The sequence below is a fragment of the Pseudonocardia thermophila genome, assembly GCF_900142365.1.
GTDB lineage: Bacteria > Actinomycetota > Actinomycetes > Mycobacteriales > Pseudonocardiaceae > Pseudonocardia > Pseudonocardia thermophila.
The window spans coordinates 13,712-29,385 of sequence record NZ_FRAP01000006.1 but is presented as its reverse complement, the minus strand read 5'-3'; the positions used below and the strand labels follow the sequence as shown (position 1 = coordinate 29,385).

Genomic DNA, 15,674 nt, shown 5'->3' with positions numbered 1-15,674 from the left:
GAACGATCAGGGTCACATGCGGGCCGGATCATGGCCGCGGCGGGTGCACCGCTCTACGCCGGCTGGACGATGGCTCGCCGCGCTGCGGCGGCTCCGGCGAGCCGGACGAGGCCGGTCCGCTCGTCCCGGTAGGCGACCGCGTTGCGCCCCGAGTGCTTCGCCGCGTACAGGAGTGTGTCGGCGGCGTCGACGAGCTGCTCGACGCTGGTCGTCGGGCCCACGCCGTGCGCCACACCGATGCTCACGGTCACGCGCAGCGCGGGGTCGAGCGCGGCCCAGTCGTGGACGTCGATGCGGTGGCGGACGGCCTCGCAGGTGCGCACGGCCGAGGCGATGTCGCAGCCGGGCAGGACCAGCGCGAACTCCTCGCCGCCGTAGCGGGCGCAGAAGCCGCCGGGCGGCAGGTCCAGTGCGAGCTGCTCGGCCAGGTGCTGCAGGACGCGGTCGCCGAAGCGGTGCCCGAACCGGTCGTTGATCTGCTTGAAGTGGTCGGCGTCGACGAAGGCGACCGAGACGCCCTTCGGGTTGTGCACCGTGCCGTCGCCGAGCAGGGCGGTGAGGTGCTCGTCGAGGTAGCGGCGGTTGTAGATGGAGGTCAAGCTGTCGCGGCGGCTCTGCTCGCGGGCCTCGGCGTGCTCGCGGCGCAGCCGCTCCAGCTCGTCGATGCCGGATGCGGTGAGCAGGCGCACGGCGGTGCGCAGGTGCTGGTAGGCCTGCTCGTAGCGGCCCTCGGCGGCCAGCTCGTCCGCGGCCTCGGCCAGCCGTGCCGCAGCTCCGGCCGATCCGGTACGCGTCTCCTCTCCCAGCATCGTCGTCGTCCCTGCCATCGTGCCCGCCCCGTCTCCACCGCCGTAACCGGCGGACTGCGCACCCCTGTTACAGGAGTTGTCGACGGGGCTCGTGTGACTCTTGAGGGTTACTACCCGGTCGTGGGTCCGCCGTCAGCCCCCGGAGTGCTCCAGCTCCGCACCCGCCGGGACCGTGAGGTCGTCGGGATCGTCGAGCCAGTGCTCCGGCAGGACGACCTTGCCCGGCGAGCCCTGCCGGCCGCGGGGACCGTCGGCGTCGGCGGGGAACGGGATGTCCGGGTCGAGCCCGGCGAGCAGCTCGTCGAGCTGGTCGAGGCTCTCCACCATGCCCAGCTCGCGGCGCAGCTCGCCGCCGACCGGGAAGCCCTTCAGGTACCACGCGACGTGCTTGCGCATGTCGCGGATGCCCTTGTAGTCGCCCATGTACTGGATCAGCAGCTCCGCGTGGCGGCGCATCATCGCCGTGACCTGACCCAGGTTCGGCGGCGCGGGCAGGTCACGGCCGGCGAAGGCGGCCTCCAGGTCGCCGAAGAGCCACGGCCTGCCCAGGCAGCCGCGCCCGACCACGACCCCGTCGCACCCGGTCGCCGCCACCATGGCCAGCGCGTCGGCGGCGCTGAAGATGTCGCCGTTGCCGAGCACCGCGACCTCGGCGGGCAGCGCGTCGCGCAGCCGGGCGATCGCCGACCAGTCCGCGGTGCCCGAGTAGCGCTGCGCGGCGGTGCGGGCGTGCAGCGCGACAGCCGCCACCCCGGCGTCTGCGGCGCGGCGGGCGGCGTCGAGGTAGGTCTGGCGCTCGTCGTCGATGCCGATGCGCATCTTGACGGTGACCGGAATCGGTCCGGCGTTGTCGACGGCGGCGCGCACGATCGCCTCGAACAGCCGCCGCTTGTACGGCAGGGCGGCCCCGCCGCCGCGGCGGGTCACCTTCGGCACCGGGCAGCCGAAGTTCAGGTCGACGTGGTCGGCGAGATCGCGCTCGCGGACCATCCGCACGGCCAGCCCGATCGTCGTCGGATCGACCCCGTAGAGCTGCATCGAGCGCGGGTGCTCGTCGGGATCCATCTCGATCATCTTCAGGGTGGTCGGGTTCTCCTCGACCAGCCCGCGCGAGGTGATCATCTCGCAGACGTAGAAGCCCGCCCCCTGCTCGCGGCACAGCCGCCGGAAGCCGGTGTTGGTGATGCCGGCCATCGGCGCGAGCACGACCGGGGTGGCCGACTCGTACGGGCCGATGCGCAGCGGCTTGTGGATGACGGGGGCGCTCACGACGACCCATTGTCCACGGCGCGTGCGCGCTGCGTCAGAACGGCGTGTCAGAACGGCACATCGAGGCAGGCGGCGCGGGCGCCGGCGGTCCCGGCCTTGCCCTCCTCGGTCGACGTCTTCATCGCGTGGACGACGACCGATCTGGGCCGCCGGTCGTCGGGGAACGTCTTGTTCAGCGTCGCGGTCGACGTGCCGGTGCCGGAGGCGTCGGTGGTGAGGTCCAGCCAGACCTCGTTCTGCGGGTTGGCCCAGCGCGGGTCGACGCTCGGCTGCACCGGGTCGACGTCGAACTGGAAGTGCGGCCCCGCTGCGTCGCCGGTCTCCCCGCACGCGTTGGTGTGCGCGTGCGCCCCGTACGTGCGGTCGGGCAGCACCCCGCGCAGGGTCAGCGTCACCACCTCCCCGCCGTCACGGGTCGTCGCGGTGACCACCGCACTCGCCCCGACCGGCACCAGCGCCGGGTCGTAGGTGATCCCGCCGGTGCCCAGCTGTGAGGAGAACTGCACCTCGGTCCGCACCTCCTCCGGGCTCGCCGCCCCCGCTGTGCTCCCACCGCAGGCGGTGAGACCAACGACGAGGACCGCTGCAGAAGCCAGCACGTGACGTCGGCGCATGCCACCACCATGGCGTGCTGACGAGGAGTGATCTACGGCACCCCCAGCTGTTACCCCGAGCGAGTGATGGCGACGGTCCGCGGCGCGGGTCGTAGGCTGGCGGTGCTGCACACGTGGCGAGGGCCTCTAGCTCAATTGGCAGAGCAGCGGACTTTTAATCCGCGGGTTCCGGGTTCGATCCCCGGGGGGCCCACCAGATCCGCAGGTCAGGGCGTTGCACCCCGCCTTGACCACGAGCATGGGAATCCACTGAGTCACTGTCGTGGTCGGGCTCACTCGCTGAACATCGGATCGAGCACGGAGCATCTCTGCCGCACGGCGAAGTGCTCGAACCGGTCGAGACTCGCGGGGACGTGCATCTCACCAGGGCGTATCGGAACGCATGGCCCAGGTGCCCCTGACGCAACGAACGGCACTTTCGTCCACGCCGAGTGGACGAAAGTGCCGTTCGTTGCTCATCGGGCCGTGCCGGCGAGCAGGCGTGGCGCGGCTGTTCTAGGTTCGCGGTGCCGGGGGCGCGGTGGACTGCGACCCTGGACAGTGCTCGACACCGCTGTCGGCGCGGAGGGGACGCGGATGACGCGCGACGAGGAGTTCTGGACCACGGGCGGACCGGCGGACACTGTCGCCGACCAGTGGCGGGAGATGCTGTCGGCCACGCATCTGCCCTGGTCCGTCGCCGTTCCGCCCGATCAGGGCCCGTTCACGGCGTGGGTGCGCCGGTGGTGGATCGACGATCTGGCGCTGGTCGACTGCGAGTGCGGCCCGTGCTCGGGCAGCCGCACCCGCCGCGAACTCGCCGCCACCGAGGGTGAGTTCGTCGTCGTCCTGACCACCCTCGCCGGGCGGGAGACCGTGTCCCAGAACGACGCCGATGTCGGCATGCGGCCCGGCGACGCGGTGGCGTGGGACAGCACCCGGCCCGCCCGGTTCGCGGTCCGGGAGCCCCTGGCCAAGCGCAGCCTGTTGATCCCGCGCGCGGCGCTGGAGGAGGTCGCCGGGCGCGCGCCGATCTCCGGCGGGGTGATGCTCGACGGCCGCAAGCCCGCGACCCGGTTGCTGACCTCGTACCTGGACACGCTGAGCCGGTCGCTCCCCGAACTCGACCAGAGCGCGATCATCGCTGCCCGCAACGCCACGCTGGAGTTGTTCATCGGTGCACTGCGCTCCGGGACCGACACGCCCGCGACCTCGATGGCGCAGCCCGCGCTGCGGGCCCAGATGGACCGCTACATCGAACGGCACCTGCTCGAAGCGGTCACGCCGAAGGACGTGGCGGCGGCGCACGGGGTGTCGGTGCGCACGGTCAACCGGATCTTCAACGCCACCGGCGAGACCGTCAGCGAGGTGATCCGGGTCCGCAGGCTCGCCCGCGCTCGCGAGGAGCTGGCCGAGAGCGACCGCTCGATCGCCACGATCGCCCACCGCTTCGGCTTCTCCGACACCAGCCACTTCAGCCGCTCGTTCAAGGCGCAGTACGGCATCTCCCCGAGCGCCTACCGCGCCGAGCGGGCCCGTGGCGCATCCGTTCAACGACCTGTCGCCGCAGTTCATCGCGCCGGGGTCCGGCGGAAAGAGACTGGGGTCACAGTGGCCCAGGGCTGAGCCGACCGGCGTCCTGGGCCGATCCCGTTCGACCCAGGAGGAGTCCGATGGCTCGACGTGACGTGGAGTTCGACGCCGAGGGCGTGACCCTGCGCGGCTGGTTCTACCGGGCCGAGGGCGTGTCCGGGCCGGCGCCGACGATCGTGATGGCGCACGGCTACTCGGCCGTGAAGGAGATGTACCTGGACAAGTACGCCGAGGTCTTCGCTGCGCACGGCCTCAACGCCCTGGTGTACGACAACCGCAACTTCGGCGACAGCGACGGCACCCCGCGCCAGGAGATCGACCCGATCGCGCAGGTCCGCGACTACCGGCACGCGATCACCTACGCGACCACGCTGGAGGAGACCGCCGCCGACCGGATCGGGATCTGGGGCTCGAGCTACTCCGGCGGGCACGTGCTCGTCGTCGGCGCGATCGACCGGCGCGTGAAGGCCGTCGTCAGTCAGGTCCCGCTGGTCAGCGGCTACCAGAACCTGCGCGCCCTGGTGCGTGCGGACTTCCTCGACGGGTTCCGCCAGCAGTTCGACCAGGACCGCATGGCGCGCTTCCGCGGTGACCCGCCGGCGATGGTCCCCGTGGTCGCCGAGGACCCGCTGGTGCCCTCGGCCCTGCCGACCGCGGACTCTTGGAAGTGGTTCACCGAGACCGCGAAGCTGCGCGCGCCGAACTGGAAGAACGAGGTGACGCTGCGCAGCGTGGAGATGCTGGCCGAGTACAACCCGGTCGACTACATCGCCCAGATCAGCCCGACGCCGCTGCTGATCATGCCGGCGCGAAACGATGTGCTGACCCCGACGCACCTGGCGATCGAGGCGTACGAGCGGGCGCGGGAGCCGAAGAAGCTGGTGATCCTGCCGGGTGGGCACTTCGACGCGTACGTGAACGGGTTCGAGGCGTCGAGCAAGCCGGCGGCGGAGTGGTTCGTGACCCACCTCGCCGGCTGACTCCCGGCGTCCCCGACGGAGATCGCCGTCGGCGCTCACGCGAACCTCGGCGCCCGCTTCTCCCGGTGCGCCGCCAGGCCCTCGACGACGTCCGGCCCGCCGAAGCCGTGGAACTCCATCCCGAGCGACGACTCGAACAGCGGCCACGCCTGCCGGTACCAGTTGTTGAGCGCCCGCTTGGTCCAGCGCAGCGCCGACGGCGAACCCGCCGCGAGCCTCGTCGCGATCTCCAGCGCCCGATCCTGAACCTCGGCGTCGTCGACGCAGACGGACACCAGCCCGATGCGTTCCGCCTCCTCGCCGGTGAGCACCTCGTTGGTGAGCAGGTGGTACTTCGCCTTGGCCATGCCGCACAGCAGCGGCCAGCAGATGGCGGCGTGGTCACCCGCCGCCACACCCAGCCGCACATGCCCGTCGACGATCTTGGCGCGGCGTCCGGCGACCGACACGTCCGCGAGCAGCGCGACCACCAGACCCGCACCGGCGGCCGGGCCGTTGATCGCGGAGACGATCGGTACCTCGCACTCGACGATGTTGCGGACGAGCTCCCGCGCCTCGCGCATGACCCGCGTCCGCGCACGCCAGTCCTCGATGATCGACTCGACCAGCGCGAAGCTGCCGCCCGCGGAGAACGCCCGCTCACCGGCCCCGCGCACGAGCACGGCGCGGACCGTGTCGTCGCGGTCGATCGCCGTCCAGACGACGGCGAGGTCGCGGTGCATCTCGGCGGTCACGGCGTGCAGGTCCGGTCCGTCGAGGACGATGCGCAGGACCCCGTCGGCGGGCCGGTCGATCGTGAGCGTGGGGAACCGGGCGTAGCTGTTCACGACGCCCTGCCTTCCGCACGAGGGACCCGCTCGATGAGGGCGACCTTGACGTGGTCGGGCCGCTTCAGGGTCCCCTCGGGCACCAGCACGACGCTGGTCTTGACGTTCAGCGCCGACCGGATCCGCTGTTCGATCGCGGTCCGCAGTTCCTCGTGCCGGTGGGGTTCGAGGTCGGCGGCGTGCTCGACGACCAGCGGGAGCGGCCGCTGGGTGGAGTGCCCGGGGAAGTCGACCCGGATCCGCACTTCGCCCGTCGTGGCCGGGGCGAGCCCGAGGACGAGGTCCTTGATCGCCGAGGGGAACACGTTGATCCCGCGGACGATGAGCATGTCGTCGGTGCGGCCGATGCAGCGGATCTTGTAGCCGGTGCGGCCGCAGCTGCAGTCGGTCCCCGTGACCACGACGTGGTCGCGGGTGCGGAACCGCAGCAGCGGGGAGGCCTCCCGACGCAGCGCGGTGTAGACGAGTTCGCCCTGCGCGCCGTCGACGGGCTCGATCCGCTCACCGGACTCCGGGTCGATCAGCTCGGCCACCATCAGGTCGGGAGACAGGAAGTGCATCCCGTCGCCGGCTTCGCACTCGCCCCAGTACGTGCAGGCGATGTCGGTGCCGCCGAGCATCTCCCGCACGGTGGCACCCCAGAGCGTCTCGAGGTTCTCCCGCACGCTCGGCAGCCCGCCGCCGGGTTCGCCGCCGACGCTGATCGACCGCACGCCCAGCTCGTGCGCCGGCCGCCCGACGGTCGAGGGTGCCTGCTCGCCGAGGTGGGCCAGGAAGTGCGGGGTGCCGATCAGGAGGTTCGGCCGCTGGTCGGCCTGGACGCGCAGCAGCCGGTCGGCTCCGGCCTCGGCGCCGATGGGGATGTCGACGATCCCCATGTACTGCAGGATCTGCACCACCGGCAGCCCGCCGACGAAGCCCTTGCTCATGCCGAACGCGTGCAGCGCCCGATCTCCGGGCCGGAAGCCGTTGGCGTACAGGGCGCGGGCGCCCAGCTCGCACCACGTCGCGACGTCCGACGCGGTCAGGCCGACGTACGACGGACTGCCGGTCGTGCCCGACGACGCCTGGACCTGCACGATCCGGCGCGGGTCCGCGGCGACGTGCCGGCCGAGCGGCGGCGCCTCGGCGAGGCTGTCGCGCAGCTCCTGCTTCTCGGTGAACGGCAGCTCGGCCAGGTCGTCGACGGAGCGGACGGCGTCCGGGTCGATGCCGTGCTCGGCGAACTTGGCCTGGTAGAAGGGGCTGTGCGCGGCCAGGTACGCGACCTGCTCGCGCAGCCGCTCGTCCTGCAGCGCACGGGTCCGGGCTGGGGGGAGGGTCTCGATCTCGCTCCAGTGCGAGGCTGAGTAGGGGGCGGCGGGGTGGACGTGCATCGAGGGCCTCTCGCGACGTTGCGGGTCGGAAGGTTCGGGTCGGAACCCGAGGGGCGCGGCCGGGCTCCGCGCGGAGGCCGGTGCCTGCGCCGGACGGGTCGATCGTGACGCGGCCCGGGCCAGGGGGATGTTCAGGCTTTGCACACCGCCGCGCTCAGTCGTCGGCGGACAGCAGACCGGCCCCGAACTCCGCGCGCACCACCCCGGTGTGCTCTCCGAGGGCTGGTACCCGACCGGACCGGATCCGCCAGTCCCGGCTGATCGGCGGCGGCAGCAGCGCCGGGATCGCACCTGCGGGCGTCTCGACCCGGCGCCATCGGTTCCGGTGCGTCAGTTGGGGGTGCGCGGCGAGATCGGTGACGTCGTTCAGCCGTGCGCTGCCGATCCCGGCGCGGTCGGCCAGCTCCTGGATCTCGGCGAGGTCGTGCTCGACGGTCCAGTCCGCGATGACGGCGTCGAGCTCGCTCCGTCGATGCACGCGGTCCTGGTTGCGGGTGTAGCGCGGATCGTCGGCGAGATCGGCGCGCCCGAGCAGGTCCCGGGCGAGGCGCTGCCATTCCCGATCGCTCGTGGTCCCCAGGACCACGGTCTCCCCGTCGCGGGTCGGGTAGGCACCGTACGGGGCGACCATCGGGGAACCCATCCTCACCGGCACGGGCACCGCACCGCCGTGCAGCACCTGGTTGAGGGCGAACCCCATCATCTCGGCGACGACGTCGAACATGGCCACCGACACGACCGTGCCGCGACCGGTGCGTTCCCGGTCGTACAGGGCGGTCAGCACGCTGGAGAGCGCGTACAGGGCGGTGCCGATGTCGGCGATCGGGATCCCGGACTTCACCGGGGTGTCGGGCTCACCGGTGATGAAGCACGCTCCGCCTTCGGCCTGGATCAGCAGGTCGTACGCGCGCCGGTGGTCCAGCGGACCGCCGACGCCGTACCCGGAGATGTCCACGACGACCAGCTGGGGGTGCTGCTCGGCCAGGCCGACCGGGGCGAGGCCGAGCCGGGCCAGCGCCCCCGGCGCGAGGTTGCTGACCAACACGTCCGCCTCGCGCAGCAGCGCGTCGAACAGCTGTCTGTCCACCGTGGACGTGAGGTCCAGCGCGACGGATTCCTTGCCGTGGTTGAGCCAGGCGAAGTGCGCGGCCATGCCGTGCACGACCTGGTCGTAGTGGCGCGTCGTGTCACCGCCTGCCGGATGCTCGACCTTGATCACGCGCGCGCCGAGGTCGGCCAGGTGGCGGGTGCACAGGGGCGCCGCGATGGCCTGCTCGAGTGCGACGACGATCAGTCCGTCGAGCGGTGCGTGCACGCTCATGCGTCCTCCCACGTCGGGTCCGGGCGGGAGCGCCACCGGAGCGAGTGGGGGCCCGGACGTCGTGGACCGCATGCTGCGGGGTCGCGGAGGGCGCAGACTGTTCAGGAATTGCACACCCGGCGCGATCAGGCCTCGATGCGCAGCGTCCGGATCCGGTTGTAGAGGGTGCCGCGGCTGATCCCGAGGTCCTTCGCCGCCTGCACCTTGTTGCCCCCGTTGCGCACCAGCGCGGCCTGGATCGCCTCGTACTCGGAGCGCTCCCACGGGCTCAGCCGCGCGAGGACGGGTCCGGTGCGGTACTCGGCGGGCAGATCGGTGACGAGCACGTCGCCTGCGCTGCGGCGGGCCGCGACCGTCTGCACCACGTGGTTCAGCTCGGTGAGGTTGCCCGGCCAGTCGAGCTCGGCGAGGCGGGCGAGCGCGGCGGGGGCGAACCGGGCCGCGCCGCCGGTGGCCGCCGCCAGCATCGACTTGGCGAGACCGGGGATCTCGCTGCGCCGCTCACGCAGCGGAACCAGCTCGATGCGGCCCAGGCAGCGGAACGCGAGGTTGCGGTGGTCCGGGCCGAGCCGGCGCAGCGGGGGGCTCGTCGCCGCGATCCAGGCCCCGGCCGCGACCCGATCGCCGACGACGCGCAGCAGGTGGTCGTCGAGCAGCTCGACGCCGTCGAGCACGGCGAGATCACCGGCGCTGGTCACCTGCCGCAGCCGCTCCACCCACGCGACCCGGCCCTGCCCGTCGACGTCGGTGCAGTCGAGGACGACGGCCGCCGCGTCCGTGCCGTCGGCGAGCGCCCGCGCGGTGGTCGAACGTCCCGTCCCCGGCTCGCCCACGACGAACGTGGAGAGGCGGTGGGCGCGGCAGCGCGCCAGCTCGCGATCGGCCGCAGATTCGGCCGGCTCCAGCAGACCGCGCCCCACCGCGCGCACCCGGGACCGGAACACCGGGGTGAACGACAGCAGCAGACTCCCGCGGCGCCGGTCGATCGGCTCGGCGACGACCTCCAGGCGCAGGCCGCGCGCAGTCGTCACGTCCAGCGTCCACGGCCCGTCTCCGCGCAGCCCGTCGAGCAGCTCCCGCAGCCGGGCGTGGTCCTCGGCGTCCATGTGCTCGGTAGCGAAGCGGTTGGCCAGCACGACGTCGCCGCCGTCGCCGAGCGCGAGCACAGCCCGCTCGCCGCGACCCGTCGCCGCGTCGAACGCGTCGAGCAACCGGCGTTCGGACTCCCGCGCCCCGGCGAGCAGGTTCCGCTCGATCTCCTGGGCCGCTCGCCGCAGGAACGGGGCGAACAGCGGGTTCTCCTCGCCGGCCCGCCCGCCCAGCGCGAGCACGCCCTCCAACCTGCGGGTGATCGGGTGGACGATCGGGTGGCCGTAGGCGCTGTAGCAGCGCAGCCGCTGCGCGTAGTGCTCCTCCCCGCGCACGACCACCCCACGGCGCAGCTCGTACGCCGCGGCGAGCGCGTTGGTCCCGGTGGTGTTCTCGGCGAACGGGCGTCCGAGGACGACGCCCGTGGTGTCCAGGACGTCGCGGATCCGCGGGGTGATGCGGCCGCGGTGGGTGATCCGGGCCGCGTGGTCGGTGAGGATCGTGAAGAACGAGGTGCCCTCCAGGTCGTCCGCCACCTGGTCGAGCACCGGGAGTGCGGCGTCGAGCAGCCGGCTGCTCGGGTCGATCTCCGAGACGGCGATGTGCTCGATCGGGGTGTCCGGGCGGACGCCGCTGCGCCACGACCGCTCCCAGGATGCCCGGATCTCCGGTGAGGCGTCGGCCGGCAACTCGGCGATGGCCGGAAGCTCTGATTCGTCGCGTGAACCGCTGGCACCCGGGCTCATGCTCATCCCTCCCGTACCCGGTTGCCGAGCACGGTACCAGCGCAAAGACGGCAGAGCAGCCGTCGTCACCGCGGCTGGACGGTCGAGGGCGGCGAATGCGGCACGGCGCATGGCTCCTCCTTCGGGGCTACCGCTCGCCACGACGATCGCCCGGCAGCGGGGCACCCCGGTGCCCAAACTTTGAACACCTCGACACCCGCCGCGATCCCTTCACTTCCGGGGAGCACAGCGAGCGGGAGGTCGATGTGGACACCGAATCCTTCGAGCAGATCGTCTCGGCGGTGCGCCGTCTCGTCCGGGACGTGGTCGTCCCGCGGGAGCAGGAGATCGAGGACACCGACGCGATCCCCGACGATCTGCGGGCCGCCGCCGCGGAGATGGGCCTGTTCGGCTACGCGCTGCCCACGGAGTACGGCGGGCTCGGCGTCACCATGTCCGAGGACGTCCGGCTGGCCTTCGAGCTCGGCTACACCGCACCCGCGTTCCGCAGCCTGTTCGGCACGAACAACGGGATCGCCGGCCAGATGATCGCGAAGTTCGCCGATCCCGACCTGCGGGCACTGTTCCTCCCGCCGATGGCCGAGGGGAAGCTCATCGCTTCGTTCGCCCTCACCGAGTCCGAGGCCGGGTCCGATCCGTCCGGCCTGCGCACGACCGCCCGGCGCGACGGCGCGCACTGGGTCCTCGACGGCACCAAGCGCTTCATCACGAACGCACCGCTGGCGGATCTGTTCGTCGTGTTCGCGCGGTCGGATCCGCAGGCGACGGGCAACCGCGGCATCTCCGCGTTCCTCGTGGACGCCGACGCGCCCGGGCTCGCCGTCGGGCCGAGGGACGCGAAGATGGGCCAGCACGGCGCCTGGACCGCGGAGCTCGTCCTCGACGGCGTGCGGGTGCCGGGGGATCGGCTCGTGGGACAGGAGGGCCGAGCTTTCCGGTCCGCGATGACCGTGCTCTCCCGCGGGCGCCTGCACATCGCCGCGCTGTGCGTCGGACTGTGCCAGCGCGTACTCGACGAATCGGTGGCGCACGCCGCGGCCAGCCGGCAGGGCGGGCGACCGATCGGGGAGTTCCAGCTGGTCCAGGGGATGCTCGCGGACTCGTACGCGGAGCTCGCCGCCGGCCGCGCGCTCGTGCTCGACACCGCCGCCCGCTACGACAGCGGCGAGGACACGGTCGTCGGACCGTCGGCGGCGAAGCTGTACTGCAGCGAGATGGCCTCGCGGATCACCGACCGCGGAGTCCAGGTGCACGGTGGCGTTGGCTACCTGCGCACCACCCCGGTCGAGCGGTTCTTCCGCGACGCTCGCCTCTACCGCATCTACGAGGGCACCAGCGAGGTGCAGAAGGTCGTCATCGGGCGGACGCTGCTCGCGGCTGCGGGTGGTGCCCGATGACCGGCCTCGCCGACGCCCGCGTGGTGATCATCGGCGGCACGTCCGGCATCGGGCTGGCGACGGCCCGCGCTGCGGTCGACGCGGGCGCGCGGGTCGTCGTCGGCGGGCGTGACCCCGACCGGCTGGAAAAAGCGATCCGGGAGCTGGGCCCGGCGGCCGAGGGCCACCGCGTCGACGCCGCGTCGGAGGTCGAGATCGAGGCGTTCCTGCGGCGCCTCGGCACGCTCGACCACCTGCTCGTCACGCCGTCCCGACTGGTCCCCGCACCGGTCGTGGACGCATCGACGGACCAGGTGCGGCCCGCGCTCGACCTGCGCTTCTGGGCTGCCTTCCACGCGAGCCGGTACGCGGCGCCGCACATGTCCGCCACCGGTTCCATCACGCTGCTCTCCGGAATCGCCGCGACCAGGCCGATCCCGGAGGAGGCGGTGGGCGGGGCGTCGTGCGCGGCCGTCGAGGCCCTCATGCGGTCACTCGTGACCGAGCTGGCCCCGATCCGCTGCAACGTGCTCTCCCCCGGCTACGTCGACACCCCGCTCCTCGACGACTTCTTCGGGCCAGCGCGCGACAGCCGGGTCGCCGCCATCTCCGCGGCCCTCCCCGGCCGACGCATCGGCACCCCGGCGGAGATCGCCGACGCGGCCCTGTTCCTCATGCGCAACGGCTACATGAACGGCCACGTCCTGACCATCGACGGCGCGCACACGCTCGTCTGACACCGCGAGGTCGACAACGATGTCCCGGTCAACTCCCGTCCTCCAGGCCGCCCCGGTGGCTGCTCCGTCCCGCAGACGGATCGCGTCCGTCGCGTTCGCCTCGTGGGCGGGCGCGAGCATCGAGTGGTACGACTTCTTCATCTACGGCACCGCCGCGGCGCTGGTGTTCCCCGAGCTGTTCTTCGCGGCGCAGGACCCGTTGACCGGCACCCTCCTGTCGTTCGCGACCTTCGGTGTCGCCTTCGTCGCCCGCCCGTTCGGCGGTGTGCTCTTCGGTCACCTCGGGGACACCATCGGCCGCAAGAACACGCTCGTGCTGGCGCTGATCACGATGGGCGTGTCCACCACGCTGATCGGGCTGCTGCCCACCTACGCGAGCATCGGGGCAGCCGCGCCGATCCTGCTGGTCCTGCTGCGCTTCGTCCAGGGCATCGCCGTGGGTGGCCAGCAAGGCGGCGTCATCCTCCTGGCCACCGAGAACGCGCCCGCGCGCCGCCGCGGCCTCTACGGCAGCTTCGCCTCCGCCGGCGCACCCGGCGGGGTCCTGCTGGCGAACGGCGCGTCCTGCTGGTCACTGCCGTGACCACGGAGGAGCAGTTCCGCAGCTGGGGCTGGCGGCTGCCGTTCGTCGCGAGCATCCTGCTCATCGCGCTCGCCGTCGTCATCCAGCTGCTCCTGGAGGAGACCGTCGAGTTCCGCGCTGCCGCGCGCCCGCAGCGGCGCCGCTCGCCCGTCGTCGATGCGGTGCGCGACCACCCGCGCCAGATCCTCCTGGCCGCCGGGTGCTACCTGGCCATCAACCTCACCTACTACGTCTTCATCACCTTCGTCGTCGCCTACGCCACCAACGACGCGATCCTCGGCCTGCCGAAGCACGAGGTCCTGACCGCCGTTCTGATCGCGTCGGCGATCGAGCTGTTCGCGCTGCCGGCGGCCGGCTGGCTGTCGGACCTGGTCGGGCGACGCACCGTGTTCGCCGTCGGGGCGCTGCTGCTCGGAGCGTGGTCGTTCGCCTTCTGGGCGCTGGTCGACACCGGCTCGATCGGGCTGCTCACCCTCGGCCTGGTCGTCGGCCTGTCCCTGCTGCACAGCCTGATGTACGGGCCGCAAGGAGCGCTGTTCTCCGAGGCGTTCTCCGCGCGGGTGCGGTACTCGGCCCTCTCGCTCGGCATCCAGGTGGGGTCCGTGGTCGGAGGTGCGTTCGCGCCGTTCCTCGCCACGGCGCTGCTGTCGGGGTTCGGGTCGTCGACGGCCATCGCGGCGTACATGGCGCTGGGGTGCGCGGTGAGTGCGGGCTGCACCGCCGCGTTGCGGCGGCGGGTGGGGTAGCTCTGGCAGGTGATCGGCGTCACCGAGCAGCCGGACCGGAAACGCCGGCCGGCGAACCGGTCCCCGCGACGGGTCGCGGAGTGTCCCCCTGCGTGGACTGGGCAGCCTGCGCCACGACTCGTACGGTCCGACGTCGTGACGGGGACCTACCGCGGCCTGCTCGGCTTCCGGGAGGTGGCGGGCCTGCGGACCGGGGACGGTCGGCGGGTGCGCCGTGGGCGGCTGTACCGCAGTGGGACCCCGCAGTTCCTGGATGAGGCCGAGGCGCGGCGGCTGGTGGCCGACACCGGGATCCGGTCGACGATCGATCTGCGGCTGCCCCACGAGATGGAGCAGGAGGGACGCGGCGGGTTCGACCTGATCGGGGTTCCCGCGCACCAGTACCCGATCCGCGTTGGGCAGCTCGTGTCGGAGACGTCGGCGGTCGCGCCGATGCGGGGTGACGATCCCGTGCTCGACCAGTACCTGCGGTACCTGGCGGTGGGGTCCGACGCCGTCGCCGGCGCGGTCGCCCGGATCGCGCAGCCCGGGACGACGCCGGTCCTCGTGCACTGCACCGTCGGGAAGGACCGCACGGGTGTGGTGGTGGCGCTCGCGCTGGCCGCCGTCGGGGTGGAGCGCGACGAGATCGCGGCCGAGTACGGCCTGCTCGCCGAGGACGTCAGCGCTTCGATGGAGCGGCTGCGCGGCATGGTGTCGTACGGCGACGACGTCGACCTGTACCCGCCGGAGACCTTCCGCGTCGAGCCCAGCACGATCCTGCGCTTCCTCGACGCCGTCGACCGGATCCACGGCGGACCGCGTGCCTTCCTCGTGGACAACGGCGTCATCCCGCAGACCCTGGAGGCACTCGCCGAGGTCCTCCTGGAGCCCAGCACCACCGCTCGACGAGGAGCAGCAGTGAACATCACCGAGACGAGGACCTACTCCGCCGACCCGGACGCGGCGTGGCGGGTGGTCGGGGACACCGGGAACATCGCCGCCTGGATCCCTGCCATCGAAGCTTCCCGCCTGGAGGGCGACGTCCGGCACGCCACGTTCGCCGACGGCGGTGGCGAGGCCATCGAGCGCATCGTCGAGCACGACGACGCCGGTCGCACCTACGTCTACGAGTACCTCTCCGGTCCGCTGCCGCTGAAGGAGTACCGCTCCCGCATCAGCGTGCGCGAGCACGCCGAGGGCTGCGAGGTCGTCTGGACCTCCGACTTCACCTCCGGCTCGGCCGAGACCGACGAGCAGCTGCGCGTCGCCATCAGCGGCATCTACCGCTCCGCCCTCGACCACCTCACCACGGTGCTGGGTGAGGGGAGCTGACTCGTTCCTACGGGACGTCGGTCCGACGAGAGCCTGCGGTCGCTCCCGGCGTGACCACCGGCGGCGCGCGAGCCGCCCATCGTGCGCCACCGGTGTCGTCCTGTCGAGCGACGACCGATGTCGCTGCGGCTCCGGTCGCCTGCCGAAAGGCGCAACTCACGAGAGGGTTCGTAGGTCGAACGGTCGCACGTGGGCAGGCGTCGGCAAGGTGCGCCGTGATGTTCGCCTCCCACGGCGCACGGGTGTCGCAACGGGGCTAACGCGACGATCTCGAACGCCGACAACGTGATCGCGTGGGCGTAGCCGAGAGCCGGG

14 protein-coding genes and 1 tRNA gene are annotated in these 15,674 nt (G+C 72.2%); 8 read left to right on the top strand and 7 right to left on the bottom strand.

The window, feature by feature from the left end; translation table 11 throughout:
- Positions 1-53: 53 nt before the first annotated feature.
- The 3 genes from BUE41_RS09380 to BUE41_RS09370 form a co-directional block, all read right to left on the bottom strand.
- Positions 54-827 carry a GGDEF domain-containing protein gene (locus BUE41_RS09380; protein WP_084754650.1) on the bottom strand — a complete coding sequence of 258 codons (774 nt, stop codon included), beginning with the start codon at positions 825-827 and terminating at the stop codon, positions 54-56.
- A gap of 114 nt (positions 828-941) precedes the next feature.
- Positions 942-2,078, bottom strand: a complete 1,137-nt coding sequence (gene dusB / locus BUE41_RS09375; RefSeq protein ID WP_073456641.1) for a tRNA dihydrouridine synthase DusB — start codon at positions 2,076-2,078, stop codon at positions 942-944.
- A gap of 47 nt (positions 2,079-2,125) precedes the next feature.
- The gene (locus BUE41_RS09370; RefSeq protein ID WP_073456640.1) at positions 2,126-2,692 is read right to left on the bottom strand and encodes a superoxide dismutase family protein; all 567 of its coding nucleotides are present in this window, start codon (positions 2,690-2,692) and stop codon (positions 2,126-2,128) included.
- Positions 2,693-2,812: 120 nt separating this feature from the next.
- Between BUE41_RS09370 and BUE41_RS09365 the strand changes: the two genes are divergently transcribed.
- The 3 genes from BUE41_RS09365 (at position 2,813) to BUE41_RS09355 (ending at position 5,244) form a co-directional block, all read left to right on the top strand.
- Positions 2,813-2,888 (top strand) — tRNA-Lys (locus tag BUE41_RS09365).
- Positions 2,889-3,268: 380 nt separating this feature from the next.
- Complete coding sequence (locus tag BUE41_RS09360) at positions 3,269-4,297, top strand: helix-turn-helix domain-containing protein (RefSeq protein ID WP_143172064.1); 1,029 nt, start codon at positions 3,269-3,271, stop codon at positions 4,295-4,297.
- 47 nt (positions 4,298-4,344) lie between these two features.
- Positions 4,345-5,244, top strand: coding sequence for an alpha/beta hydrolase (locus tag BUE41_RS09355; RefSeq protein WP_073456638.1), 900 nt, complete (start codon positions 4,345-4,347; stop codon positions 5,242-5,244).
- A gap of 35 nt (positions 5,245-5,279) precedes the next feature.
- On the opposite strand, the gene BUE41_RS09350 is transcribed toward BUE41_RS09355, so the two are convergent.
- From BUE41_RS09350 to BUE41_RS09335, 4 genes are all read right to left on the bottom strand, one after another.
- Positions 5,280-6,071: an enoyl-CoA hydratase/isomerase family protein gene (locus tag BUE41_RS09350; RefSeq protein WP_073456637.1), complete on the bottom strand. Its 792-nt coding sequence runs from the start codon at positions 6,069-6,071 to the stop codon at positions 5,280-5,282.
- Positions 6,068-7,447, bottom strand: coding sequence for a phenylacetate--CoA ligase family protein (locus tag BUE41_RS09345; RefSeq protein ID WP_073456636.1), 1,380 nt, complete (start codon positions 7,445-7,447; stop codon positions 6,068-6,070). Before BUE41_RS09345 ends, BUE41_RS09350 begins: the two co-directional genes overlap by 4 nt.
- A gap of 154 nt (positions 7,448-7,601) precedes the next feature.
- Positions 7,602-8,768, bottom strand: coding sequence for a CaiB/BaiF CoA transferase family protein (locus tag BUE41_RS09340; RefSeq protein WP_073456635.1), 1,167 nt, complete (start codon positions 8,766-8,768; stop codon positions 7,602-7,604).
- Between the two features lie 125 nt (positions 8,769-8,893).
- A complete protein-coding gene (locus BUE41_RS09335; RefSeq protein ID WP_143172063.1) occupies positions 8,894-10,603 on the bottom strand; it encodes a sigma-54-dependent Fis family transcriptional regulator in 1,710 nt (569 codons plus the stop codon).
- Positions 10,604-10,848: 245 nt separating this feature from the next.
- Here BUE41_RS09335 and BUE41_RS09330 point away from each other — a divergent pair, with 245 nt between their 5' ends.
- The 5 genes from BUE41_RS09330 (at position 10,849) to BUE41_RS31225 (ending at position 15,359) form a co-directional block, all read left to right on the top strand.
- Entirely contained in the window at positions 10,849-12,000 is a 1,152-nt protein-coding gene (locus BUE41_RS09330) for an acyl-CoA dehydrogenase family protein (RefSeq protein ID WP_073456633.1), read from the top strand.
- Positions 11,997-12,716 (top strand): SDR family oxidoreductase, encoded by a 720-nt coding sequence (locus BUE41_RS09325; RefSeq protein WP_073456632.1) that lies wholly within the window; start codon positions 11,997-11,999, stop codon positions 12,714-12,716. Before BUE41_RS09330 ends, BUE41_RS09325 begins: the two co-directional genes overlap by 4 nt.
- Positions 12,717-12,735: 19 nt before the next feature.
- Positions 12,736-13,299, top strand: a complete 564-nt coding sequence (locus tag BUE41_RS30110; RefSeq protein WP_143172062.1) for an MFS transporter — start codon at positions 12,736-12,738, stop codon at positions 13,297-13,299.
- Positions 13,296-14,045 (top strand): MFS transporter, encoded by a 750-nt coding sequence (locus BUE41_RS30105; protein WP_073456630.1) that lies wholly within the window; start codon positions 13,296-13,298, stop codon positions 14,043-14,045. Before BUE41_RS30110 ends, BUE41_RS30105 begins: the two co-directional genes overlap by 4 nt.
- A gap of 135 nt (positions 14,046-14,180) precedes the next feature.
- Positions 14,181-15,359, top strand: a complete 1,179-nt coding sequence (locus BUE41_RS31225) for a tyrosine-protein phosphatase (RefSeq protein WP_073456629.1) — start codon at positions 14,181-14,183, stop codon at positions 15,357-15,359.
- The last annotated feature ends 315 nt before the right edge of the window (positions 15,360-15,674 follow it).